20 protein-coding genes and 1 tRNA gene are annotated in these 25,886 nt (G+C 48.1%); 11 read left to right on the top strand and 10 right to left on the bottom strand.

What is annotated here, in order from left to right; all coding sequences use genetic code 11:
- Positions 1 to 9: 9 nt before the first annotated feature.
- Complete coding sequence (locus tag NMD08_RS00495) at positions 10 to 1,719, top strand: AsmA family protein (protein ID WP_370619321.1); 1,710 nt, start codon at positions 10 to 12, stop codon at positions 1,717 to 1,719.
- A gap of 44 nt (positions 1,720 to 1,763) precedes the next feature.
- On the opposite strand, the gene NMD08_RS00490 is transcribed toward NMD08_RS00495, so the two are convergent.
- The 10 genes from NMD08_RS00490 to NMD08_RS00445 all read right to left on the bottom strand — a co-directional run bounded on the left by NMD08_RS00490 (position 1,764) and on the right by NMD08_RS00445 (position 12,757).
- On the bottom strand, positions 1,764 to 2,441 hold the full coding sequence (locus tag NMD08_RS00490) for a D-lyxose/D-mannose family sugar isomerase (RefSeq protein WP_370619319.1): 678 nt from the start codon (positions 2,439 to 2,441) through the stop codon (positions 1,764 to 1,766).
- On the bottom strand, positions 2,422 to 3,360 hold the full coding sequence (locus NMD08_RS00485; RefSeq protein ID WP_210904117.1) for an ROK family protein: 939 nt from the start codon (positions 3,358 to 3,360) through the stop codon (positions 2,422 to 2,424). Before NMD08_RS00485 ends, NMD08_RS00490 begins: the two co-directional genes overlap by 20 nt.
- 49 nt (positions 3,361 to 3,409) lie before the next feature.
- Positions 3,410 to 4,270 carry a ketose-bisphosphate aldolase gene (locus NMD08_RS00480; protein WP_210904115.1) on the bottom strand — a complete coding sequence of 287 codons (861 nt, stop codon included), beginning with the start codon at positions 4,268 to 4,270 and terminating at the stop codon, positions 3,410 to 3,412.
- A gap of 80 nt (positions 4,271 to 4,350) precedes the next feature.
- Entirely contained in the window at positions 4,351 to 5,202 is an 852-nt protein-coding gene (locus NMD08_RS00475) for a class II fructose-bisphosphate aldolase (protein WP_210904113.1), read from the bottom strand.
- A gap of 11 nt (positions 5,203 to 5,213) precedes the next feature.
- Positions 5,214 to 6,305 carry a PTS fructose transporter subunit IIC gene (locus tag NMD08_RS00470; protein WP_181509930.1) on the bottom strand — a complete coding sequence of 364 codons (1,092 nt, stop codon included), beginning with the start codon at positions 6,303 to 6,305 and terminating at the stop codon, positions 5,214 to 5,216.
- 26 nt (positions 6,306 to 6,331) lie between these two features.
- A complete protein-coding gene (locus NMD08_RS00465; RefSeq protein ID WP_210904109.1) occupies positions 6,332 to 6,652 on the bottom strand; it encodes a PTS fructose transporter subunit IIB in 321 nt (106 codons plus the stop codon).
- A gap of 19 nt (positions 6,653 to 6,671) precedes the next feature.
- Complete coding sequence (locus NMD08_RS00460; RefSeq protein ID WP_210904107.1) at positions 6,672 to 7,142, bottom strand: PTS sugar transporter subunit IIA; 471 nt, start codon at positions 7,140 to 7,142, stop codon at positions 6,672 to 6,674.
- Positions 7,143 to 7,168: 26 nt separating this feature from the next.
- The gene (locus tag NMD08_RS00455) at positions 7,169 to 8,722 is read right to left on the bottom strand and encodes a transcription antiterminator (RefSeq protein WP_210904106.1); all 1,554 of its coding nucleotides are present in this window, start codon (positions 8,720 to 8,722) and stop codon (positions 7,169 to 7,171) included.
- A gap of 323 nt (positions 8,723 to 9,045) precedes the next feature.
- On the bottom strand, positions 9,046 to 11,364 hold the full coding sequence (yicI, locus tag NMD08_RS00450; protein ID WP_370619315.1) for an alpha-xylosidase: 2,319 nt from the start codon (positions 11,362 to 11,364) through the stop codon (positions 9,046 to 9,048).
- Between the two features lie 10 nt (positions 11,365 to 11,374).
- Positions 11,375 to 12,757 carry a glycoside-pentoside-hexuronide family transporter gene (locus NMD08_RS00445; RefSeq protein ID WP_151217046.1) on the bottom strand — a complete coding sequence of 461 codons (1,383 nt, stop codon included), beginning with the start codon at positions 12,755 to 12,757 and terminating at the stop codon, positions 11,375 to 11,377.
- 290 nt (positions 12,758 to 13,047) lie between these two features.
- Here NMD08_RS00445 and NMD08_RS00440 point away from each other — a divergent pair.
- The 10 genes from NMD08_RS00440 (at position 13,048) to vexD (ending at position 25,884) form a co-directional block, all read left to right on the top strand.
- Positions 13,048 to 13,142 (top strand) — tRNA-Sec (locus NMD08_RS00440).
- A 1,413-nt stretch (positions 13,143 to 14,555) separates the two neighbouring features.
- On the top strand, positions 14,556 to 15,080 hold the full coding sequence (locus tag NMD08_RS00435) for a Vi polysaccharide biosynthesis protein TviA (protein WP_151217048.1): 525 nt from the start codon (positions 14,556 to 14,558) through the stop codon (positions 15,078 to 15,080).
- 257 nt (positions 15,081 to 15,337) lie between these two features.
- Positions 15,338 to 16,615 carry a Vi polysaccharide biosynthesis UDP-N-acetylglucosamine C-6 dehydrogenase TviB gene (gene tviB, locus NMD08_RS00430; protein WP_151217050.1) on the top strand — a complete coding sequence of 426 codons (1,278 nt, stop codon included), beginning with the start codon at positions 15,338 to 15,340 and terminating at the stop codon, positions 16,613 to 16,615.
- Positions 16,616 to 16,617: 2 nt separating this feature from the next.
- Positions 16,618 to 17,658, top strand: coding sequence for a Vi polysaccharide biosynthesis UDP-N-acetylglucosaminuronic acid C-4 epimerase TviC (gene tviC / locus NMD08_RS00425; protein ID WP_151224014.1), 1,041 nt, complete (start codon positions 16,618 to 16,620; stop codon positions 17,656 to 17,658).
- A 29-nt stretch (positions 17,659 to 17,687) separates the two neighbouring features.
- On the top strand, positions 17,688 to 20,183 hold the full coding sequence (tviD, locus tag NMD08_RS00420) for a Vi polysaccharide biosynthesis protein TviD (RefSeq protein ID WP_252838581.1): 2,496 nt from the start codon (positions 17,688 to 17,690) through the stop codon (positions 20,181 to 20,183).
- On the top strand, positions 20,183 to 21,919 hold the full coding sequence (gene tviE / locus NMD08_RS00415) for a Vi polysaccharide biosynthesis glycosyltransferase TviE (RefSeq protein WP_370619313.1): 1,737 nt from the start codon (positions 20,183 to 20,185) through the stop codon (positions 21,917 to 21,919). Before tviD ends, tviE begins: the two co-directional genes overlap by 1 nt.
- A gap of 45 nt (positions 21,920 to 21,964) precedes the next feature.
- Positions 21,965 to 23,032, top strand: a complete 1,068-nt coding sequence (gene vexA / locus NMD08_RS00410; protein WP_151217055.1) for a Vi polysaccharide ABC transporter protein VexA — start codon at positions 21,965 to 21,967, stop codon at positions 23,030 to 23,032.
- 9 nt (positions 23,033 to 23,041) lie between these two features.
- Positions 23,042 to 23,836, top strand: coding sequence for a Vi polysaccharide ABC transporter inner membrane protein VexB (gene vexB, locus NMD08_RS00405; RefSeq protein WP_151224015.1), 795 nt, complete (start codon positions 23,042 to 23,044; stop codon positions 23,834 to 23,836).
- Positions 23,837 to 23,861: 25 nt separating this feature from the next.
- The gene (gene vexC, locus NMD08_RS00400) at positions 23,862 to 24,557 is read left to right on the top strand and encodes a Vi polysaccharide ABC transporter ATP-binding protein VexC (RefSeq protein WP_187253951.1); all 696 of its coding nucleotides are present in this window, start codon (positions 23,862 to 23,864) and stop codon (positions 24,555 to 24,557) included.
- 22 nt (positions 24,558 to 24,579) lie between these two features.
- Positions 24,580 to 25,884 carry a Vi polysaccharide ABC transporter inner membrane protein VexD gene (gene vexD / locus NMD08_RS00395; RefSeq protein WP_187253892.1) on the top strand — a complete coding sequence of 435 codons (1,305 nt, stop codon included), beginning with the start codon at positions 24,580 to 24,582 and terminating at the stop codon, positions 25,882 to 25,884.
- The last annotated feature ends 2 nt before the right edge of the window (positions 25,885 to 25,886 follow it).

Here is a 25,886-nt window from a genome sequence, read left to right as displayed (position 1 = left end):
TGGAAGACCATGAAATTTATTGGAAAGCTGCTTCTTTACGTGCTGATCGCCCTTGCAGTGGCGATCCTCGGCCTTTATTTTCTACTGCAAACACGCTGGGGCGCAGAGCGCGTCAGCGCCTGGGTTTCACAGAACAGCAGCTACCATCTGGCATTTGATGCCATCGATCACCGGTTTTCTTCCCCTTCCCATATTCTGCTGGAAAACGTCACCTTTGGCCGGGATGGTCAGCCCGCCACGCTGGTCGCCAAAACGGTCGATATCGGACTGAGCAGCCGCCAAATCACCGACCCGCTGCATGTCGACACCATTTTGTTGCAAAACGGCACGCTGAATTTGTCCCAACAAACCGCACCGATGCCGTTCCAGGCCGATCGCCTGCAGTTACAGGATATGGCGCTTAACAGCCCCGGCAGCGAATGGACCCTGAGCGCACAGCGCGTTAACGGCGGCGTCATGCCCTGGAGCCCTGAGGCGGGTAAAATTCTCGGCAGCAAAGCGCAAATTCAGCTTAGCGCCAGTTCATTGACGCTGAACGACGTCCCGACGACCAACGTATTGATTGAAGGCAGCATCGACCATGACCGGGTGACGCTAAGCAATATTGGCGCGGACGTGGCGCGTGGGGCATTAACCGGTGTAGCGCAGCGCAATGCCGACGGTAGCTGGGTAGTGGAGAATCTGCGTCTGAACGATATTCGGTTGCAAAGCGACAAATCGTTGGCCGATTTTTTTGCCCCGTTAAGCACCATTCCTTCCCTGCAAATTGGTCGTCTGGAAGTGACGGATGCCCGTCTGCAAGGCCCTGACTGGGCGGTTACGGATCTCGACCTGAGCTTGCGCAACATGACCTTCAGCAAGGACGACTGGCAAACTCAGGAAGGAAAATTGTCAATGAACGCCAGTGAGTTTATCTACGGCTCGTTGCACTTCTTCGATCCGATTCTGAACGCTGAGTTCTCGCCGCAAGGTATTGCGCTGCGCCAGTTCACTACCCGCTGGGAAGGCGGTATGGTCAGAACGTCGGGTAACTGGCTGCGCAACAACAAAGCGCTGATCCTCAATGATGCCGCCATCGCCGGTCTGGAATACACGCTGCCGGAAAACTGGAAACAGCTGTGGATGAAACCCCTACCCGCCTGGCTAAATAGCCTGACGCTGAAGAAATTCAGCGCCAGCCGTAATCTGGTGATTGATATCGATCCGGACTTCCCATGGCAGCTCACCGCGCTGGACGGCTATGGTGCCAACCTCGGGCTGGTACAAAACAATCAGTGGGGGATCTGGAGCGGCAGCGCCACCCTCAACGCCGCGGCCGCCACGTTCAACCGCACTGACGTGCGTCGTCCTTCGCTGGCGCTGACGGCGAACAATAGCACCATCAATATCAGCGAACTGAGTGCCTATACCGAAAAAGGGCTGCTGGAGGCCACCGCCAGCATTTCGCAGTTGCCTCAGCGCCAGGCTCAGATCAGCCTGAACGGGCGCGGCGTGCCAATGACGATTCTGCAACAATGGGGATGGCCCGCACTGCCCCTTTCCGGCGACGGTAATATTCAGCTTACCGCCAGCGGCAATATTCAGGCCGATGCGCCACTCAAGCCAACGGTCAACGGCCAACTGCATGCAGTGAACGTGGAGAAACAGGAAGTAACGCAGCAGATGCAGGGTGGTGTGGTTTCAGGGAGTGAAGTCACAACACCACCACCTGCGCAATGATTTATTGCCCGGTCATACACTTCGCTTGCCGGGCCTCCCCCCACTCATAAACGCGCATATTCACTGCACAGCAGCCATTTCGCCGGCTCGTCCTCTTCTATCACAGGGAAGCGACCGCCCGGTTCAAGAAAGTGGTTGTCGTGCAGGTCGTCATTGACCATTGAGATTTCCCAGCCCAGCACGAACGCTTTCTCCGCCCAAAAGCGATGATACAGCCGCGGCGGCAGACACACCCCCTGCCCCGGTTTCAACACCAGTGTCTCACCGGGTTTCACACTATGCCGCTGACCATCGACGCTAACTTCAACAATATGCCGTGCGTCATACCCGTCATCAGGCGTGGCCCATGCCAGCTGCATACATAAGTCACCGCCGCCGCGATTCACGATATCCTCCATTTTATGGCGATGAAAATGCCATGGCGTTTGCTGATCCTGCTGAATTTGCAGCATCTTTTCGGCGTACGGTTTAGGATAACCCGCTGACCTTGGCTGACCATTACGCAACGTCAGTAACGTCAGCCCCGTTTGCGCAAAATCTCCACGGCCAAAGTCGGTAATGTCCCAGCCCAGTTTCAGATCGAGCACTTCGCGCCATAGAGCCAGCTCCTGTTGCCGCCAGACGTCAGCCGTAAAATACGCAAAGTCAGGCAGACAAACCCGAAAGGTCTCAGCGATGGCATGCGCCTTATCAACGGCATAATTAATATGTGAACGCTTCATTATTTACTGTTCTCCCTGTTTGGGCGGCAAGCCACGCAGCTCCCCGCATTCCGCTGCTATCACCGTAGTGCGCTTTAACTATGGGGGTTGAGAAAAAATCGGTAAAAACGAAAGGGGCAACCTCAGCGTCCAGATTGGCAACCAACAGATCGACATTAGATAGCCCACCGCCGATCACTATCACGCCAGGGTCGAGAATATTAACAATCGTCGCCAATGTTCTGGCAAGCTGCTGGCGAAACAGCCCCACCAGCTGTACGGCATGCGGTTCATTCTGCTGTGCCAGAGCAACAATGGCGCTTGCGGAGAGCGATTGCCTTGTGAGCATGCGGTAGCGCTCGCTTATCCCGGTTCCAGAAACAAACGACTCTACGCAGTTTTGCTTACCACAATAACAAGCGACTGACGGGCCATCATCGTGCTCACAGTATCCCGGCAACGTGATGTGACCACACTCAGCCGCATTCCCCCACGCGCCGACAAAAGGCTGTCGATTAATAGCAATGCCACCGCCACACCCGGTGCCCAGCGTAATACCAAACACGACGCCATACTTCTGGCCCGCACCATCACAGGCTTCCGACAACGCAAAGCAGTTGCCATCATTCGCCATAACCACCGGCTGCCCTAACCTGTGCTGAAGATCCGACTGCAATGCCCGTCCATTGATCACTTGAATATTGGCATTTTTAATCATCCCGCTAAGCGGTGAGATACTGCCAGGTAACGCAATTCCCGTCATCATGGGACGCTGAATATCGCTGCGGATCTCGTCAATAAAGGCCACAACGGCTGCCACAAACTGCGAATAGCTCTCTTTCTGCGTTGGGCAACGATAGCGCTTAACCTCCTGTCCGGACGCATCCATTACCACTGCCGCAATTTTTGTTCCCCCGATATCCAGCCCCAGATAGTGCATATATTTTTCCTCACTCACGAAAGAGGCGGGTCACCCCGCCAGCACGCCGTTAGTACAGTGATGCTTTGCCAGTTGAGCCGAACAGTTTCATTTTGTGACGGATCACTTCCCGCGCGGCATCGATCGCGTCCGGATAGATCACGTTCGGATCCCACCAGGTTTCTTTCGCCAGGATTTCACGGACTTTCTGGAAGTAGGCATACTTCATATCACTGGAAATGTTAATTTTGCCCACGCCCAGCGTAACGGATTCGGCAATTTCCGCATCCGGATTCGCTGAACCACCGTGCAACACCAGCGGAATGTCTACACGCCCGGCGATATCACGCAGGATGTTCATTTGCAGCTCTGGCTGCATCCCTTTCGGGTAGATCCCGTGTGCCGTACCAATCGCCACCGCCAGCGTGTCTGCGCCGGTACGGGCGATAAAATCCTGTGCCTGAACTGGATCGGTATAGGTGATCTTCGATACGCCGCCTTCCACTGACGTTCCGGTCTGGCCAATCGTGCCCAGTTCCCCCTCAACCGAGACACCTACCGCATGCGCCAGTTTGACCACTTCGCGGGTCAGCGCCACGTTCTCTTCATACGGCAGCAGCGATCCATCAATCATCACCGAGGTAAACCCACACTGAATCGCCCGCAGGACATGCTCCACTGAAGCGCCGTGGTCCAGATGCAGAGTAAACGGCACCCGGCTACGCATCGTGATATCACGGACGTAGCTAAAAAACGCATCGCCGACAAAATCATGTTCGCTGGGGTGAATGGAGATAATCGCCGGGGTGTTGGTCGCTTCCGCTTCTTCCACGACAGCACGTACAAAGCAGCTGTCCGCCACGTTGAATGCGCCGATGGCAAAACCGTGCTGACGGGTAGGTTGCAGTAATTCTTTCATCGAAACTAACATGTTAATTCTCCAGTTTCAGGGTGTAGAAAGCCCTGCCAGTGCGTCATCGCAGAGGCATAGAAGGCGTTACAGAAAACAAATCAGGCTTTATTGATAGCGCCGCTGGCCTGTAGATACGGAATAATGGCTTCCTCGCAGGCCTGCTCCATCAGGGCCAGGGTATCAACGAGCTCACCGGATGTGTCATGACACAGGGTATGCAGCAGCGCGGCCTTTCCGGCTTCAAAGACCGCTGCGCCAACGTTTATCTTGGCGACGCCAAACATCGGACAGCGCTGCAACTGATCAAACGGCGTCCCGCTGCCGCCATGCAGCGCCAGAGGTACCGTTGATAACCGGGCAATTTCCTCCAGCCGCTGGAAATGAATGGCTGGCGTAACGCCCGGCGCGTACATGCCGTGCGCCGTACCGACCGATACTGCCAGTAAGTCGATCCCGGTTTGTTGGATAAACGGTGCCACATCAGCAGCCTGAGTCATCAAATCCATGTTAGTCGCATGGTCATAGCGCGGAGCATCGGCCAGATGGCCCAGCTCGCCTTCCACACACAGAGAAACGCTGGCTGCGAGCTCAACCACTGCACGGGTCTGGCGAATATTCTCCTCCAGCGCAAAGGCGGAGGCATCGATCATTAACCCGCTGAATCCGGCGCGAAAAGCCTGGCGAATGCGTACAGGATCCTTTCCATGATCCAGTGCCAGCGCGACCGGTACCGAGGCTTCCTCTGCCAGCGTTTTGACGACCGCCGCCGCTATCGGGGCCGGAAAATGCTCCAGATGCCCCTGATACAGATTCAGAATGATGGGCGCACGGTGTTTCTCGGCCACCCGAACCGCTGCGCGGGCGCTTTCCAGGTTCATGCAGTTGATGGCCAGCAGCGCGTACTGCTCGCGCCAGGCTTTCGTCACCATGCTTTTCATATCGGCAAACATACGGCCTCCGGTTATTCCAGGGTGAAGGTGATCTCTTCGTCTTTCAATTTTTGATCGCTGAGTTCATCAAACTCTTCGTCACGCTCGGTCACCGGTTTCTTCCACAGCGACAACATGACACCGCAAATCACCGTGCCGATCCCCAGCGCCAGACAAAACAACAGCGGATGCGTAAAGAGCGGGACCACAAACATACCGCCGTGCGGTACCGGGCTTTCAACACCCCACACCATAATCAGGCCGCCCGCTACCGCCGAGGCCACCACACAGGAGCCCACCACGCGCAGCAGGTCGCGCGCCGCAATCGGAATAACCCCTTCGGTAATCATGCAGATCCCCATCGGGAATGCCGCTTTCAGCGCCTCGCGCTCCGCGCGGGTGTACTTGTGACGCGTCAGTAGGAAGGAGAGCGTAATGCCGAATGGAGGGATCATTGAACCGACAAACTTCACCGCTTCCGGACCATAAACGCCGCTGACCAGCATGCCGTCAGCAAACAGCGACATGGTTTTATTCACCGGCCCGCCGAAGTCGAATGTCGCCATTGCGCCGAGGATGGCGCCCATCAGGAACCGTGACCCGCCCTGCATAGACTCCAGCAGATGAATCAACGCGTCTTGCAGCCAGGCTATCGGCTTGCCAATCAGCGTCATCATCAACAGGCCGCCAATCACGGTACTCAGTACCGGCAACACCATGATGGGCATCAGCCCCTGCATCGACTGTGGCAAACGGATATAGCGCTTAAGTAGAAGGACGGTATAACCGACCAGGAACCCGCCCAGCATCCCGCCGATAAAACCGGTATGAATTTCACCGCAGACAAAGCCGACAATCAGACCTGGCGCGAATCCAGGACGGTCGGCAATGGAGTACGCAATCGCCGCACTAATCAGCGGTACGATTAACCCCATCCCCCAGCCGCCAATCTGGTTGAGCATCCAGGGTATGGTTCCTGTTTTTTCACCCACGTTAGTGCCGCCAAGTATTTGTCCGAGAGCAATACAGATCCCGGCGGCGACAATTAACGGGATCATCCACGAAATCCCCGTTAATAAATGTCTCTTTATTTCCTGAGATAGCGGAATTTTATTTTCACTCATGTGAAATCCCTCCAGAATGAGGATCGCTACTGGTTGTTATTAACTAATGATTTTTCGACCTTTTCAAGAAACTGAATCGGCGACTTTATAACTATTTCGGTTTTTACTCGCACAATAGGTTTATTTGAAAATCGCTCCTCCCCTTTTATTTTTACATCGACAGCGAGAATCACGACATCAGCTGCAGAAATATCTTCTGTGAGTAATTCGTTTTCCGTGCCAATGGTTCCTTGGGTTTCAACTTTTATATTATGACCAAGCGCTTTAGCACCTTTAATTAACTTTTCACGGGCAATATAGGTGTGCGCAATACCCGCCGTACAGGCGGCAACACAAACAATATTCATAACGTGCTCCACTTTTTATTTAGCAGACATTGGATTCAGCATATTGGCTAAAAAGCTCAATAATTTTCTGTGGACTACTTTCGACTAACAGCTGTTCAATAATATCGTCATCCGCCAACGCTCCGGCAACCTGCGAGAGCAAACGAATATGGGTGGTGTTTTGATCCTCAAGGCGTACCGCAAACAGAATAATGCAGCGCACATTGCTGCCGTCCAGGGTTTCCCAGGGAATGTCCTGGCGGGTACGCCCAATTGCCAGCGTGGTATTGACCACTGCCGAGGATTTCCCATGCGGAATAGCAATATGGTTTTCGAAACCGGTCGAGCCTTCTGATTCACGCTGCCAGACATCCTGAATAAACGTTTCCCGACAGCTAATTGCCCCATCTTTTTGCAGAATATCCGTCAGTTCCTCAATAACCTCCGTTTTGTTTGTGGCCCTCATGTCCAAAATAACGCGATTTGTATTGAGTATTTTCGTGATGTCCATCAATCATACCTCATGGAGTTCAGACATTAATTTTCAACGACCAGCGATGTCGCCCGATGTAATTTTTCCGTAATAACCGTTTCTGTTACCCGCTTAATATCCACATCATTGAAAAAGGCGGTGACATACACAACCGGCATGGCAACAACGGGTAAATTAATTGTCGATACCACCAGTTCAATATCGTCCGTCAGTATAGAAGGCAAGCTACTAACCGACACCACGCCAACGATGGTCCAGTCCGGAAATGCGCGTAGAATGCGGCTTTTAAGTAAGTGGGAAGTGCCGATACCGGTTGAGCAGACCAGCAGCACGCGCTTACGCGCGATCTGCCGCTCCATTGCGGCCTGAAAATGTACGGTTAGATATCCCACCTCATCTTCCGACACGGCTCGCTCGCCCCAGCCGCTAAACACCCGATTCACCGCGCACTGGGTCAGACGCCACACGTCCTGCAACTCGCCTTTAATATCCTCCAGCAACGGATTGCGAATGCGGATCTGGTAGTTCAGGCGGTTAATCAGCGGCTTAATATGGATCAGCAATCCGTCATACAGCGCAGTATCCTGGCTAAGATCGCTGTCGACCATTTCAGCGAAGGTGGCAATCAGCCGCTGGGTAATCAAGCGCGCTTCGTCGCTGGAGAGCATGTGGCCAATCACGCTCACGTCGTTATGCTCTTCAATTACCACGCCGGAAGAGATAATGTATTGATAAATAAACCAGACTTCGTCTTCCGGCAGCGGGTGGGCAATGCGTTTTTCAATATGCTGAATCATACGACTGGCAATGGAAAAGATGTTTTCATCACAGGTAGTGATGCTCTCTTCTTTTCTCGGCAGCGCATTGCCCCGCGTGATGCGATACATCATGATCAGAATATGAGTAAAGATATTGACGTAGTAAGGCTCGCCCAACGACCAGCACAGATCGTTCTCCATTTCCTGTAACAGCGTCTGGACAAATAAAACGTCTTCTTCGCCGAAGTAATGTACTAACGCTTTATAGCTGCCCTGATCAAGACGTGAATAAATTACGCTGCCAGGTTCATTATGGTTAATCACACCGTTAATCAGAGACGCCATTGCCTGGCGCACACCGCTCTCACTGCCTTCTATGTGTGTACCGCTCTGGCTGCGAATCAGCGACAGGCCCAGCGGGGTAATCCAGGATTCAATCACTTTCAGATCGTTAACAATCGATGCGCTACTAATAAAATAACGTTCAGATAATTTGCTGATCGACGTTTCATGCGGCGTTTCGCTTAGTAATTGCGAAGCTATTTTAACCCGCCGTGAATTATTCATCATGCCGTCAGCTTCATCACCTTCCGTACCTAATAACTGATCCAGATATAAAAGGTCAGTAATATTATCGGCACTTAATAACACGCCCGCCCCAGCGCGTTTATCAACAGATATTTTCCATTCAGATAGCCATTGTTCCAGTAACCGCAGATCGCGCTGCACTGTTTTCTCTGAAACAGATAAATACTCGGCAATTTTCAGAAGCGTGACATATTCCTTCCGGGACAGAAGAAACTTTAATAATCTGTTTTGTCGCGAGGTAATCATTTGCATTATTTACCCTTATCACACACCAGATTAAATAGCTAAAGAAGCGCTTACGCTCCACGTGTAATCCGTGATGGTAAATATAAGAGGACTACGATGTGGCAACAATACTAAATCGTGTCCTGTATTCCGGACAGAAATAAGACAAAAAGAGGAAATAGTGAGATATTTACGGCACAGATCACATTTTTCGTGGTAATTAGAGTGACCGCGCTCGCAAATATAGGGTGATGAAATGTTAAGTCAGGATATTTTTGATTTTCAGATCTGGAACGCTGCCCGCAGCGTGGTGCCGGATAAAACGCATCCGGCACCACGTCGACACATGCTTACAAGGTAATCGTCAGCTCACTGCCCTGTGGAATAATGACTACACCGTGCTCGCTGCCCATATGCGACCCGCATTTAATGCCGCCAACTTTCTGAATATTACGCAGGCACAGCGTCCAGTTACGTGCCTCACCATTCCCTTGCACGGTGACGGTATTACCTACACGCTTTGCCTTCAGCGTGAAGATAACCGAGCCGTCCATCGTAGGCACTTCACACACCGCTTCCCGGCCCTCCTGCAGATGGAACAGCTGGAACGCGGTTCCTTCGTGCCAGGCGTAATCCGGCTTCTGGTTATTGCTGCCCAGCGCCAGCAGAGTGTTCTCGCGCACGTAGACTGGCAGACTCAGGAAGTTATGCTGTTGCTTATGCCAGCGGCTGCCAGACACCTCATCGTTATGCCACAGATGCGTCCAGCGTCCTTCCGGCAGGTAAAACTGCACATCGCCCGCCTCGCTAAACACCGGCGCAACCATTACGCTATCGCCCAGCATGTACTGCCGGTCGAGGTAATCGCACGCCGGATCGTCGGGGAACTCCAGCATCATCGCACGCATCATCGGCGTGCCTTGCTCGTTGGAGCGCGCCGCTTCGCGATAAAGATACGGCATCATGCGGCATTTCTGTTCAGTGAAATAGCGCACCACATCGCAGGATTCATCATCGTACGCCCACGGCACACGGTAGGATTTACTACCGTGCAGGCGACTATGGCTGGAGAGCAGCCCAAATGCACACCAGCGCTTATACACATGCGCAGGGGCGGTATTCTCAAAGCCGCCGATATCGTGGCTCCAGAAACCAAAACCAGAGAGACCAATGGATAAACCACCGCGCAGGCTTTCCGCCATCGATTCATAGTTGGCGTAGCAGTCACCGCCCCAGTGTACCGGAAACTGCTGTGCGCCCACCGAAGCTGAACGAGCAAACAGGACAGCCTCTTCTTCACCGACGGTGTCTTTCAGCACGTTCCACACCAGTTCATTGTAGATGTACGCATAATGGTTGTGCATTTTCTGTGGATCAGAACCGTCAAACCACTGCACATCCGTGGGAATGCGTTCGCCAAAGTCGGTTTTGAAGCAATCCACACCGATATCCACCAGACCTTTCAGCTTGTTGGCATACCACTCACAGGCTTGAGGATTGGTGAAGTCATAAATCGCCAGGCCCGGCTGCCATTTATCCCATTGCCACAGGGAACCATCCGGCCGCTTGAGCAGATACCCCTTCTCTTTCAGTTCGTTGAAAATCGGTGATTTTTGCCCGATGTACGGGTTGATCCACACGCACACCTTCAGCCCTTTCTCTTTCAGGCGGCGGATCATACCTTCCGGATCCGGGAAGGTCACAGAATCCCACTCAAAATCGCACCACTGGAAGGCTTTCATCCAGAAGCAGTCAAAGTGAAAAACGTGCAGCGGCAAGTTGCGCTCGGCCATGCCGTCGATAAAGCTGTTGACCGTCGCTTCGTCATAATTGGTGGTGAACGACGTGGTCAGCCACAGGCCGAACGACCAGGCTGGCGGCAGCGCGGGACGGCCAGTGAATTGGGTATAACGGTTCAACACGTCCTTCGGCGTTGGGCCGTCAATAACGAAGTATTCCAGATACTCGCTTTCCACGCTGAACTGCACTTTCGACACTTTCTCAGAGCCGATTTCAAACGACACACACTGCGGATGGTTCACCAGTACGCCGTAACCGCGGTTGGTGAGATAAAACGGGATGTTCTTGTAAGACTGCTCGGTACTAGTGCCACCATCGCGGTTCCAGGTTTCTACCGTCTGGCCGTTGCGCACCAGCGCGGTAAAGCGTTCGCCCAGGCCATATACCGTTTCCCCGACACCGAGATCCAGGCGCTCAAACATATAGTTACGCCCGCTGTGGGCATCCTGCACGTAGCCGTTATTTTTCAGCTGACTGCCGGTAATACGCTCGCCATTACGCAGGAAATCCAGCGACCAGAACTCCCCTTTGGTGACGCGCACGCTTAAGTTGCCGCTCTTCAGCTCGGCAAACTCAACGGTGTTCTGCATCTCAACGTTAACGTCTTTCAGCACGTTCAGTGGGTAATGCGGGCCGGTATCCAGCGCACCCTGGAAGTGTTCCATACGTACGCCCACCACCCCTTCCTGCGGAGAGAAAAAACGCAGGGTAAACAATGGGGTATCCAGTTGCCAGGTACGTTCACGCACGTCGCGCGGCGCAACGTAGACAATCATCTCATTGCCCTGCTGTTCAACCTCGAACACCTGAATCGGGTTAATCACATTCAGACCGGGTTGAATCAGCCAGTTTCCATCGCTTATTTTCATTGCTGGTTCCTTAGTTCTGTAATTCTTTCGTCGTGAAATCCTGCTGATTACGACGCGCCCCCTGAGACAGTTGACTCATGATTTCAGTCAGATACGGGGTTTTCAGGGTGTAGAAGCGCTTGGCAATCACGGCACTCAGCAGGTAGCAAATAGCCGGGACAATGGTGAACAGTGCGATGATGATACTAATGGTGGCGCTGTTCTGGGTTTTCGCTGCGGCGTCGTAGCCCCCACCTGCCAGCATCCAGCCAATCAGTGCCCCACCGAACGCCAGGCCCAGCTTGAGCACAAACAATGTGCCCGCAAAGCTGATCCCCGTCAGGCGTTTACCGTTGCACCATTCGCCGTAATCAACGGTGTCGGACATCATCACCCACTGGATTGGCGTTACGAGCTGGTGCAGTACGCCAATCACGAAGATAAAGGCGAACATGGTGATGCTGGCGTGCATCGGCACAAAGAACATCGCCAGGCTCGCCACCGCCAGCGCGGCGTTGGTCCACCAGAAGACGCTGACTTTGCATTTCCAGTCGGTGAGCGGCTTCGCCAGCGCAGAGCCGATCAGGTTACCAACGCAATAGGTGGTGAGGAAGGCGACAAACACCCCCGGCGTACCCAAAATCCAGGTGACGTAATACATCATCGCCCCGCCGCGAACACAGACGGCCAGGATGTTGAGGATGGTCAGCAGGCCAACGATGCGCCATTGATCGTTTTGCCAGATGTCGCGCAGGTCTTCACGCATCGAGGTGGTGCTCGGCGGCGCTTCCACGCGTTCTTTGGTAGTGAAAAAACAAAATGCCAGCATCAGGAAGGCCACCACCGAGAGCACGGCAATCCCGCCCTGAAAGCCGAACGCTTTATCCTCGCCGCCAATCAGATTCACCAGCGGCATCATCAGCACGGTGGAGAGCATGCCGCCCGCCGTCGCCAGCACGAAGCGCCATGATTGCAGGGAGATACGCTGCGTTGGGTCATTGGTGATGACACCGCCCAACGCACAGTAGGGGATGTTCACTACGGTGTAGAGCAGAGTCAGCAGGGTGTAAGTGATGGCAGCATAAATCATTTTACCGTTCAGGCTGAGATCTGGCGTACTGTAGGCCAGCACGCAAACCAGGCCAAACGGCAGTGCGCCAAACAGTACCCACGGACGAAATTTCCCCCAGCGCGACCGTGTACGGTCGGCAAGCAGCCCCATGCAAGGGTCTGAGATGGCGTCCAGCGCGCGCGCCAGCAAAAACATGGTGCCGACAAATCCGGCCGGAATACCAAAAATATCGGTGTAGAAGAACATCATATATAACATGACGTTATCGAAGATAATGTGGCTCGCCGCATCCCCCATCCCGTAGCCAATCTTCTCTTTAACAGACAGAATCTCACTTTTCATTACGCATCCTTGTTAGCACTTTCACACGCCCTGATACCGGTTACAGTTCTTGTAAACCATCCCTGTGAGCGCGGGTATTCCGATTTCTCGTTATCAAATTATGATTCTTGTTTTCTGTGATCAGGGTAGCGTCGAAAAATATGATGAAATGTAACTAACGGATTTATTGAGGATTTATATGAAATCGCTCATAGCAAGACAAAAGGGAAGTTAAAAAAGTGAGTGAGGGGGTGTGGAAACCCCAGGAAGTAGCTATAATGCGCCCCGCCTCCATGTAGCAATCGAGGCGCGGAAGATCGTCATCTCCGGTGAGGTGGCTGGACTTCAAATCCAGTTGGGGACGCCAGCGTTCCCGGGCAGGTTCGACTCCTGTGATCTTCCGCCAATTAGACTCTCCTGAACTCTCCCGAAGTCAATAAATCCCTTCTAATCCCTTATATATCAGGCATTCCTTGTATCCCGAGAGCAATCGACTTCAACCAGTTTCAAACGGTTTTTGGAGTATAAACTTGAAAAGTTCATATTTTTCAATTTATTGATGTATTTGTTCTAATCCCTTCGCCCTCCACGACCTATTTCTTACTGACTCTCATGATTCAATTATTCTTCGTAATTTCAATGTGTTTCTTTGTTTAACGGTCACTTACTGCACGAAGATAAAGGCTAAACCGATTGTGGGAGACGATCGGCGGATTTCGATACCACTTTCGGGAGATACCTCATATGAAACTAACAATCTACAGGAGCCAAAAAGAAATCTTTGACGCACACGGATAGTACGGTCTTGTAAAGGCTGGTTAATCCTTCCAATTCGCGATACCAGTTTCCTAAATATCACTTTTGTATCCGTCTGGTACGAAAAATTAATTATCATAAATTGGATTTATTTAATAAATTGCAAGGGATATGTTAGAGTGCTGGTCTGAAAATATACCAGTAAAAATAAAAATCACGTAATTAATTTTTAGAATATAATTCCATAGTTATCTTTTTTTGAATACAATATAAGATTTTTCATCCTGCATAAATAAAGTAGTCTTTTTACAGGTCAATTTTCTCTTATAGGCAGTAACATATTTTAAATAATTTAGACTTGGTCTGATTTAAAAAGGTACTTATTTATTTTATTAAAAATATCTTAAGGAGTTTGATCATTATCGATAATTTATTAAGGTGACTAGTTTTAGTCTCATTATCCGATCAAAACTTATGTAGATACAAAAAACATATGAATTAGTTTAGTATTTATACCATTTTTAATACTTGCTATGCTGAGTAGTTCGTGTGCCTTATTTATATTATGTCACGCTTGCTGAAAAACATGAAAAATATAGTTAGATAGACTTGAGTTGTACTGATTAAAATATAACACGAGATAGCTAATAATTTAAACGTAAAGATACGGGTGACAATTCAGCCAAGATACCTTTAACCTCGTTATGTATGCTGTAAGTTTGTAAGAAAATGTTTCTGTGTGTTTTGAGAATTTTCTCATTTTGAATAAAAGATGAAAGTGCGTTTTCACAAGTAGCGCTAAAAATACACCAATAATCGCATTAAAATTCCGATATCCATTAGTAATTCAAATCTAAGAATGAATGATTGATAGTTTTTAGCTATGAATGGCGAGGGGTTGATATCACATCCTTGTTGTGTAAAAGTTCATCTCATGCACTTAACAATATTAATAAAATCAATTACTCGATTGTTAGGCATTTTTTAGAGGGTAGATGTGCTTAAAAGTACACACTTACCTTTCCATGGATGAAATAGAGTTGTTAGAGGTTATGGAGGCTTCATGAAGTATCAACATTTCTGGCCACCAAATGATATTTACTTTGGAGTTGGTGTCGCTAGTGTTATTGATGAAATGTCACTGATTACAAACGAAAGAAATTATTTATTTGTGAATCTTAATCAATACAGCTTACATAGCACCTTGGTTTTTTTCTCACGGAATAAAAATATCAATAAAATCATAATCATCATTTCCAGTTCACGGTTGATGCCTTTGGCTCTTTTTTGGCTGGATAATATCAAAAATGTTATTGCTGTTTTCGATACCTCAACACCTGTGTCGGAGATGATTAAGAAAATAAGCCTATATCGAAATGGTGACAAGATAACGGCAGGGCGAAGGGAATGTAGCTTTAAGATTAGCAACAAAGATATCATGAAGATGAAGTACTTCTTAACCGAAAGCGGTATGGAGGAGCTTCAGGATAGATTCATGAACTCGCCGTCAACATTGTATCGTTGGAGAAAAGAAATCGCCCATAAATTCGGCGTGCGGGACCCTCGATATCTTCTATTGCCAAAATAAGCAGATATGCGTTATCTCAATAAGAATTACAATTAAAGCTCCGATCTTTAATTGTTGTTTTAGAACTGATACTGCATACGACCTCCATTTAACTAAAATTAGAAAATATAACATTTCTAGCCTTCCTTAGACTAGAAACTGTCGTAATTTCGATAAGAATAGATACGCTGGCTAAGATCGTCAGGGGCGGTAGCGTTCCAGAAAATATCTGGAATTTATTTAAAGTGAATAATTATTAAATAAGGGATTTATCAGTAATGATCAGCAAAGATGATGTGAAAATTGCCATTATTGGACTCGGGTATGTTGGTTTGCCATTAGCTGCTGAATTTGGGAAAATTCGTCAGGTGGTTGGTTTTGATGTTAATCAGAAACGTATACTTGAGCTAAAAGAAGGGATCGATGTCAATCTCGAAACCACAGAAGAAGAGCTACGTGATGCTCGCCATCTGACGTTTACCTCATCAATTGATGAAATCAGAGAATGCAATTTTTACATCATTACCGTCCCGACACCGATCAACGATTATAAGCAGCCAGATCTCACCCCTTTGATTATGGCAAGTGAAACTGTTGGTAAAGTACTGAGACCAGGCGATATTGTGGTCTATGAATCTACGGTATATCCAGGATGTACTGAAGAAGAATGCGTGCCGATCCTTGAGCGTATGTCCGCGATGACGTTTAACAAAGATTTCTTCGTCGGATATAGCCCAGAGCGTATCAATCCCGGCGATAAAAAATACCGTCTGACAACTATTAAGAAAATTACCTCTGGCTCAACTGCAGAAACGGCCTGTCTGGTTGATGAGATCTATCAACAGATCATCACGGCAGGAACGTACAAAACGGAAAGCATTAAGATCGCGGAAGCGGCAAAGGTGATTGAAAATACCCAACGCGATCTCAATATCGCGCTGGTAAATGAATTGGCGATAATCTTTAACCGATTAGAGATTGACACTGAAGCCGTGCTGCGAGCCGCGGGAAGTAAGTGGAACTTCCTGCCATTCCGTCCGGGACTGGTTGGTGGTCACTGCATTGGCGTCGATCCCTATTATCTGACTCATAAATCTCAGGGCATCGGTTACTATCCGGAAATTATCCTCGCGGGTCGTCGACTGAACGATAATATGGGTAACTATGTTTCGGGACAGTTGATCAAAGCCATGATCAAAAAAGGGATTAATGTTGAGGGTTCTAACGTTCTGATTCTGGGGTTCACCTTTAAGGAAAACTGCCCGGATATCAGAAATACCCGCATTATCGATGTTGTAAAAGAATTGGGCAATTACAGCTGTAATGTTGATATTTTTGACCCTTGGGTGGATGCTGAGGAAGTCGAAGAGGAATACGGGATTGTACCTGTATCGGAAATCAAGGCAGCTTCTTATGATGCTATTATTGTCGCCGTTGGCCATGAGCAGTTTAAGAAGATGGGGAGTAATGATATTCGTGGCTTTGGAAAAGATAAACACGTACTTTATGATTTGAAGTATATCCTTTCACCTGAGCAGTCAGATGTGAGGTTATAATCATGACAGCTTATGATGAATTAAAAATACAACTCGTTCTTGAACCAAAACGTTGGCTTATTACTGGCGTAGCAGGTTTTATCGGCTCTGGATTATTAGAAGAATTACTGTTTTTAAATCAAACTGTAGTTGGGTTGGATAACTTTTCAACTGGCTATCAACATAATTTAGAGGATGTGCGTGCCGCTGTCAGTGAAGAACAATGGTCCCGGTTTACCTTTGTTCATGGGGATATCCGATCGTTTGCCGATTGCCAGGCTGTTTGTGAGAACGTCGATTACGTTTTACATCAGGCCGCTTTGGGAAGCGTGCCACGTTCCTTGAAGGATCCTATCACGACAAATAGCGCTAATATTGATGGTTTTTTAAATATGTTGACGGCGGCGAGAGATGCACATGTATCTGGTTTCACCTATGCCGCAAGCAGTAGTACTTATGGTGACCATCCCGATTTACCTAAAATTGAGGAACGGATCGGCCGGCCATTAAGCCCGTATGCGGTGACAAAATACGTCAATGAATTGTACGCCGAGGTATTTGCTCGCAGCTATGATTTTAATGCTATTGGCCTACGCTACTTTAATGTATTTGGTCGCCGCCAAAACCCTAACGGAGCATACTCTGCAGTCATTCCTCGCTGGATACTATCGCTTCTTAAAGATGAACCAATTTATATCAATGGCGATGGCTCAACAAGTCGGGATTTTTGCTATATAGAGAATGTGATTCAAGCCAATCTATTATCAGCAACGACTAATGATTTAGCCTCAAAAAATAAAGTCTATAATGTGGCTGTTGGAGATAGAACTTCGTTAAATGAACTTTATTATCTCATTCGCGATGGGCTGAATTTATGGCGGGACGAACAAAGTAGAGCTGAACCAATTTATAAAGATTTTCGCGACGGTGACGTTAAACATAGCCAGGCAGATATCACCAGAATAAAAACATTTCTTTCATATGAACCTGAATTTGATATCAAAGAAGGACTTAAGCAGACTCTAAAATGGTATATCGATAAACAGACTGCTTTGTATTCCTGAGTATAACTACTCACTTTCCTTTCACGTGGATGAATTTAATGAAATCGTCAGGGATGTTTACGCTAACAGCCATTGGTAGTTGCCGTATTGTGAGTCCGGTAAAACGAGCTCAGCCTTATTTTAATTTTCAGGCTAACTTTAAAAAAGTATATGGTTTTACTCATACGAGCAGCGAGGCATTACAGCAGGTACGTTTTGTTTTGGGCTTGATAGATATTCCAGAAAAGGTCCGGCCTTTTATTTTTAGACCTGCCGTAAACTATTCAAACACCGATGTTCATAGTCGTTCTGATTTCTATATCGTCGAGATTTCAAGTCAGAAGAAGATTATGGCCTATGGTTTCTGCTTACAAATAAATTATTTAACTCGTCATTTCTATGAGTTTTTTAGCCAAACAGAGCGGGCGCGTGTGTACTGGTCGCTGGCCACGCAAGGAAATCAACATAAACTGCTGGCCTATCTCAAAGACGATCCCTGTTTTGCCGGAATGTCGGAAGACGATCGTGCCTTATTAAGCAATATCAATGTCGAGCAGATGGATGAGCATGCTATCGAACAGGATATGATCGAAATCGTTCAGCTTCTTGGTCACGATCGCGTTATGTTTATGACTCATGTTGATGCCGTGACTCGTGCCGGAACCGTCATTCAGTCCCGCAGTCGGTTAATTAAAAATGTCGACGCTATCGCCGCCAGAATGGGTATTCCTTGCGTTAACCCGACAAATTTGATGGAAAAGTGGGGGCAGAAACGTGCCCTGGAAAAAAATGGCGACGATCTTACTCATTATACCGACATGTTTGGTGACGCGATCGTTGCGGCTATTTTTAAGGGAGTGATCAACAATACCAATCATCATCTTGATGAGGGGCGGCAAGAGAAACAAGATAAAATACGTGAGATTACCTTATCGATCACTAAGCAGCTTGCAGATGGCGACATTATTGCTGCATCACAGCAACTTTTTGCCGCATTAAGAAATCAGCAGCAAGAGCCTGTTCTGATCCAACTTCGGTCCGTAATTTTCAGCCGTTTAGGTTATTATGAACAGGCTTATCAGGATATTAGTGATGTTGAGAAAATTATCGGTACGACGGACAGTACATTACGTTGTCGACTGAGGTCTCTACATGGATTAGCGCGTTGGCGGGAAGCCTTATCGACAGCCGAAATGATGCTTTCCAATGAAATTGAAGATGAAGAAGTACTTACTGTTGCCGCCGGCTCAGCCGATGCTTTACAACTGTTTGATAAGTCATATCAATACTGGAAACGTGTGCTGTTATTGAATCCTGAAACCCAAAGCGGATGGGTTAATTTCCTGAGCAGCACGCAATATTTCAATGATGGCACTGCATTCTCCGAAGCTTTCCATGCCGGCATTCAATCGCAGTGCCTAAATGATGCGTTTATGGAAACAGCGTTATCTTTGGCAATCAAATTTAGTGATGAATTGATTTTCATGCATGCGCTCGAGCAGCTACTCCGCCATGAGTCAGAATTTGCGCTGACGGTATTGTCGACGATTCATGATACCGGTCTCGTCATTCGCACAGCTTTCTGCATCAAAAATATGAGCTATCATCAGGCGCTTAGCACCTCGTATAAAGATAAACTCCACGACGTTTTTGAGGCATGGAACAATACCGCGCTGTCGCTACATTCGGTTGATAATTTTGTCTCACTGAGTACTTCGCTGGTGTACAGCTACTCTGCATTTATGGTTTATCCCCATGCACGTATTTCACGCTTTAATAATGAAGTTAAAACGGCATGGCGCGAGAAATTAAGAGAAATGTATGAGCGCGGGGATTATGAAAATATCCTGACAGGGGCGAAAATTGTGTGGCCACTTCTGGAGTTCGATCCCATTAGCACCGTATATTGTGCAAGAACTCTGGTGAATCTTGGTGCCTGGAAAGAAGCGTGCACGTTGGCACACATGACCTTGATTCGTAACTCGAACATTACCAGCCTGCAGTCGATTATGTTACGCAGCATACGTCATATTAACGACATTCCGTTCCTCATTGATTTGATTGCTAACGTCATGAGTATTTCTCCATCATTCCAGAATGCCTCGATGAACGAGTTGTTTGAGAAAGAGTGTCGCAATGTTGCAACCAGAGCACTTAAATATGTACGTCAAAAGAAAAGTGAAGGTCGTCTGGATGAAGCATTATCTGTATTGATTAGCCTGAAACGAATTGATCCTGATGCTTCTCGCCTGATGCGTGAATTTAAGCAAATTATCAGGTTATTTAATGAGTCACTGAAGGATGGCGGCAGTACTATCGCATCTTATGAACATCTAGATTATGCGAAAAAATTACTCGTTTTTGATAGCGAAAATGCTTATGCCTTGAAATATGCTGCATTAAATGCAATGCATTTACGCGACTACAACCAGGCTTTGCAGTATTGGCAGCGACTGGAGAAAGTGAATGGGCCAACGGATCCAGTGGCCAAGCAGATCTCGACCTGCATAACCGCATTACAAAAAAATACATCAGGGAAGTCGTAATGATTACGCAGGAAGAAAAGATAGCTGTGCTAGGTAAAACACTTTCAACATTGAAAAAAGAGAGGAAGCTTGAGCAAGCTATTACGTTAATTGACAATGAATTACCGGCTGAAGCTTTAACTTCATTAGCTATGCTAAAAAAAGCCGAATTTCTTCATGATTTCAATGAAACGGAGCGTGCATACGCGCTCTACGAAACGCTGATTGCGCAAAATAATGATGAAGCACGTTATGAGTATGCACGGCGTTTATATAATACGGGGCTAGCCAAAGATGCGCAGCTAATTCTTAAAAAGGTTAGCAACAACGTACAGAAAAAATATAACAATTATTTAGGCAAAATAAATAAGATCTGCGATTTGCTTGAACGTCTTGAAGGGGAAACGATCCCTGTGGGGACCAACACCCGTATTATTGCAATGAAGCATGCCATCTTGTTCTACCGAAATCGTCAACCTCGACAGCTTCCCGCCGGGTCTTTCGGTCGTCTTGCGCTCTGTACTGGTTCGCTAGGTAGCGGTGGTGCAGAACGTCAGATTTCCAGGCTGGCTATCGAGATCGCCAGAAAGTATCGGCAACAGGGGAAAATTGGCGACCTGAAAGTAGAAGAACCGGTAGAGCTCATTATTCGCTCCCTGACACCGGAACTCAGGCAAGATTTTTTCCTGAAAGAAGTGCTGGAAGAACAGGTCGAGGTGCTTGAGATCGCGAAGATTACCGGAAACTTCTTTGATGATGCGACAATAGAATCTCCGGAGTTGCGCTTATTGTTATCTCATCTGCCGCCGGTGTGTAATTACGGCATCAAGCATCTGGTCCCCCACTTATGCGAGCGCAAGCCGGATTATCTCTCCGTTTGGCAGGATGGCGCTTGTCTGATGATTGCGCTTGCAGCGTTGATTGCTGGCGTGCCCAGAATTCAACTGGGATTACGTGGGTTACCGCCGGTAGTGAGAAAGCGTCTGTTCAAGCCGGAATACGAGCCTCTCTACCAGGCACTGGCGGTTGTGCCTGGCGTTGATTTTATGAGTAACAACCATTGTGTGACCCGCCATTATGCCGACTGGCTGAAGTTGGAGGCGAAGCACTTCCAGGTTGTATATAACGGCGTCTTACCGCCATCTACCGAACCCTCTTCTGAGGTGCCACATAAAATCTGGCAGCAGTTTACGCAAAAAACACAGGATGCGGACACGACTATCGGCGGCGTTTTCCGCTTTGTCGGCGATAAGAACCCTCTTGCATGGATTGATTTTGCAGCACGCTATTTACAGCACCACCCCGCCACGCGCTTTGTGTTGGTAGGCGATGGGGATATGCGCGCTGAAGCACAGCAACGCGCTGAACAGTTGGGGATTCTGGAAAGAGTACTATTTGTTGGCGTTTCGCGTGACGTGGGATATTGGCTGCAAAAAATGAATGTATTCATTTTGTTTTCGCGTTATGAAGGGCTACCCAATGTGCTCATTGAAGCACAAATGGTCGGAGTGCCGGTGATTTCAACCCCTGCTGGTGGATCGGCAGAATGCTTTATAGAAGGTGTTTCAGGTTTCATTCTTGATGATGCACTGACGGTCAATCTTGACCAGGCTTGCCGCTATGCAGAACAGTTGGTCAATTTATGGCGCAGCAGAACCGGTATTTGCGAACAGACGCGGTCATTTTTACAAGAACGCTTCACCGTGGAACATATGGTGAGAACGTTTGTACAAACCATTTCCTCTCAGCCTCGTTAATTAATGGGCAGCATTTTTTCAGTTATTTCATTTATAAAATAAGCCATGAAAAAAATTATTATATTGTTAACGACGTTTTTCCTGCTTTCGGGATGTACTATTCCCAGGGCGGTATTTAAATCCAGCCTGATTAATCAGGACGATCCTCGTTATAATCTGGTCGAAGTCACTCCGACATTAAAAATGAGTGATACCGATACTGTGCCGAAAACTATTGTCGATCCGGTCTTTGTCGCAAATAACTGGCACTGGACATCTTTGGCTAAAGGCGATGTGCTGCATATCACTATTTTATCCTCGGGCGGGGCGGGGTATTTATCCAATAACGCGAGCGGCGACCGTGCGGATTTTGAAAATATTCTTGTGGCTGACGGTAATACCGTTCAGGTGCCTTATGCCGGGACAATCCCGGTTACTGGATTGGATGTGACGCAACTGGCTGATGAGATCAGACAGCGACTTGCGCGCGTTGTCCTGAATCCCCAGGTGCTAGTGACACTTACCGCCCGCACCGGGGCCATGGTGACGATCGAGGGCAGCGGGAAAACGGGTCGTTACCCTCTCGAACAGAGTATGAATCGTCTGAGTCATTTTTTGGCAACGGCAGTGGCAGTAGAAAATACCAGCGCAGATATGATGGAAGTTCACGTGACGCGCCAGCAGCATTATTTCACTGCGCGACTGTCAGATATTTATCAGTATCCCGAGCTGGATATTGCCTTACAGCCGGATGACCGTATCACTCTACGTCAAGTGACCGAGTATGTTAATGTGCTCGGCGCAGCGGGTGTTCAGGGGAAACATGCTCTGGTTCAGCGTCATTCCAGCGTGGTGGATGCTTTGGCACTGGCGAAAGGATTAAATGACAATCTTGCCGATCCGCAGGCGGTTTTTCTGTACAAGCATAACGAAGCGGAACAGGCGAAACAGCAGATGCGTAAGCTGAATATCTATCATGTCGATATGAGCCAACCTGACTCGGTGTTTTTAGCACAGGCCATGCGAGTGGAAAACGGCGATGTTATCTATATCTCGAACGCCTCTTTGACTGATTTCGCTAAGGTGAAAGCCGCATTCGATAGCTTTTTGATCCGCGGCTCAAACTCTTTCTAACGTCGCCATATGAATATTTTGAAAAATAATACTTATTATTTTATGAAACTCATTACTGTCTGTGAGTTAATCATTTTGTTAATGTCACGCGATATCAAAACACGCTATAACGGTAATTTGCTAAACTATATGATGGTGCTGGCCGTACCACTGGTATGGATAACCATTACCGTTATTTCTTTTCAATATTTAAATCGCGCGGTGCCAATATTCACTGACGATATCAGCTTTGTTATTGCAGGTATATTACCGTATCTGTTATTTCGTTATACCATTACCGCAACTATGCGCACCCGTTCATTCTTTACATCGTTGGCGGTTGTCTCGCAGGTTAAGAAAAGGCATGTAATTTTTGCTCTTGCCGCAGTCGAATTTGTTAATGCGGTTATCATTTATATTATTGTTTCATTGATTAACTTTCTTATATTTTCTCGTTGGGAAGCCCAGAAACCGATCCTGATTTTTGAAGGGATGGTTATCGCATGGCTTCTGGGGTTATCGTTTGGTTACTTTTGTGATGCCCTGTCTGAACGGTTCCCGCTGGTCTACAAAGCCGTTCCTGTGGTGCTAAGACCTATGTTTTTGATTTCGGCTGTCTTTTATACGGCGAATGAATTGCCCTATTCATTATTAAGCATATTCAGCTGGAACCCTCTACTTCATGCTAATGAGATAGTCAGAGAAGGAATGTTTGAGGGGTATCACTCCTTGTACCTTGAACCTCTTTACCCTCTGGCATTTTCCGCAACGTTATTCCTCGCGGGCATCATTTTTCACCTGATCTGTGACGCTGAAAATCAATGACTTTTGCTTCAGGAGAGACGCGTTCGTGTTCGGTTTATTAGGTTGTACACGCTATTTTGAGTCTGATAAGGGCCCGCGGGTGGTCCTTGATAAAACAGATTTTGTCATGGATTACCATGAGCACATCGGTATTCTGGCGGCCCCTGGTTCAGGCAAAACGACGCTAACTCGATTGCTGTGCGGCATAGATGCTCCTGATGAAGGGGATTTTATTGGGTTACGGGGCGATGCGCTCCCGCTGGGGGCAAATGCTTTTGTTCTGCCAGGGTTAACCGGCGAAGAAAATGCGCGCATGATGGCAAGTCTTTATGGCCTGGATGGCGATGAGTTTTCACATTTCTGCTATCAATTGACCCAGCTTGAACAGCGTTATACCGACAGGGTGAGTGAATATTCTGTCACGATGAAAGCGCATCTGGCATTTGCCATTAATTTACTGCTTCCCTGCCGCCTTTATATTGCCGATGACAAGCTGTACACCGGGGATAATGTCTCACAGTTGCGTATGCAGGCGGCGCTAGAGCTTGAGCTGCAACAGAAAGGATTGATTGTACTAACGCGCAACCCTCGGCTTATTAAAGAACACTGTCATGCGTTTGGCGTTTTGCTACATGGAAAAATTACGATGTGTGAAGATTTAGCACAGGCATCTGCGCTTTTTGAACAAAATCAGTCAAATCAGGCGACGATTCAAGCTGATGATTATTCCTTTGATATATAGATAGAAAATATACGGATAGCGTGTGGAAAATTCAGAACGTATTAAAAAATGGAAAGAGGAAAGGGCGAAGGTAGCAGAAGAAAGCCGGGCCTCGCGACTGCAACAAAAAGAGGATGAACGCGCCCTTAGCCAGACGGAAAAAAAGGCAGATTCGAAAAGTTATCATCGCCCAGACGCCGGATGGTCCGCGACGGATGCTGATTCTGTCCGTAGAGCGTCATTGGTTATTAAAGAGCGACGTGTTCAGCAAGCCAAACAATCGCTACGTCGGCTCTTTCTTTATATTGCTTTGCCGCTGCTGGTTATTATGCTTATGTCGTGGCTATTAACCTCGCGTTTTTATAGCGCGGATGCCACCTTTATTGTGCAAACGGATGCCAGCCAGGATAATTTTTCTGGAACAGCTTTCTTTGGCGCAGGCAATGAGATGTCGGAAAGCTTTCAGGTTCGCGAGTTTATACTTTCGAAAGAAATGATGGAGCGGATGGAAAAAGAGCTTGGCTTTTTATCTTATTTCGCGCAAGACGATATCGCATTATTTTCCCGCTACCATGCACCTCTGGGTATTAATAATGATCCTTACCGTTACTATTTATCGAAAGTCTCGGTTGCTGTCGATATCCAACAGGGCATGCTGCGTTTAAACGTGAAGGCGCGGAGTGCGAAACAGGCTGAATTTTTTGCCCAGCGTATTCTGGCTTTTGCTGAACAGCACGTTAATACCGTTTCAGCGCGGATGCAGCAGGAACGGATTTTATGGCTGGAAAACGATGTTAAATCGGCCCAGGAAAATCTGGGGGCAGTTCGGCTAGAATTGCTAAAAATACAGCATATACAAAAAGATATTGAACCGCAGGAAACCGTGACCGCGATTTATCAATTAATTGCTGGCTTTGAAACGCAGTTGGCGGAAGCGAAAGCGGAGTACGCGCAATTAATGGCTAATGGTTTGGATCAGAACCCCCTTATTCCTCGCCTGTCGGCCAAAATCAAGGTACTGGAAAAGCAGATCGGCGAACAGCGTAACCGCCTGTCAAATAAGTTAGGGTCGCAAGGCTCTTCAGAAAGCCTGTCCTTGTTTGAAGATCTTCGCCTGCAGAACGAGATCGCCAAAACACGCTGGGAATCTGCCTTACAGACCTTACAGCAAGGGAAGCTTCAAGCTTTACGTGAGAGACGGTATTTGCTGATTATTTCTCAACCGATGACGGTGTCTGACACCACTCGCTATGCCGATGGAACAAAGTGGTTACTGTTCTTCGTGTTGCTGGGCATCGCGTACCTGGTGACTTCTCTCCTGATAACTATCAGGCGGATGCGTGAATAAGG

This window comes from Citrobacter meridianamericanus (genome assembly GCF_041320245.1).
Taxonomy (GTDB): domain Bacteria; phylum Pseudomonadota; class Gammaproteobacteria; order Enterobacterales; family Enterobacteriaceae; genus Citrobacter; species Citrobacter meridianamericanus.
Note: the sequence above shows the minus strand (reverse complement) of the source record. Positions and strands in the feature narration are given on the sequence as shown.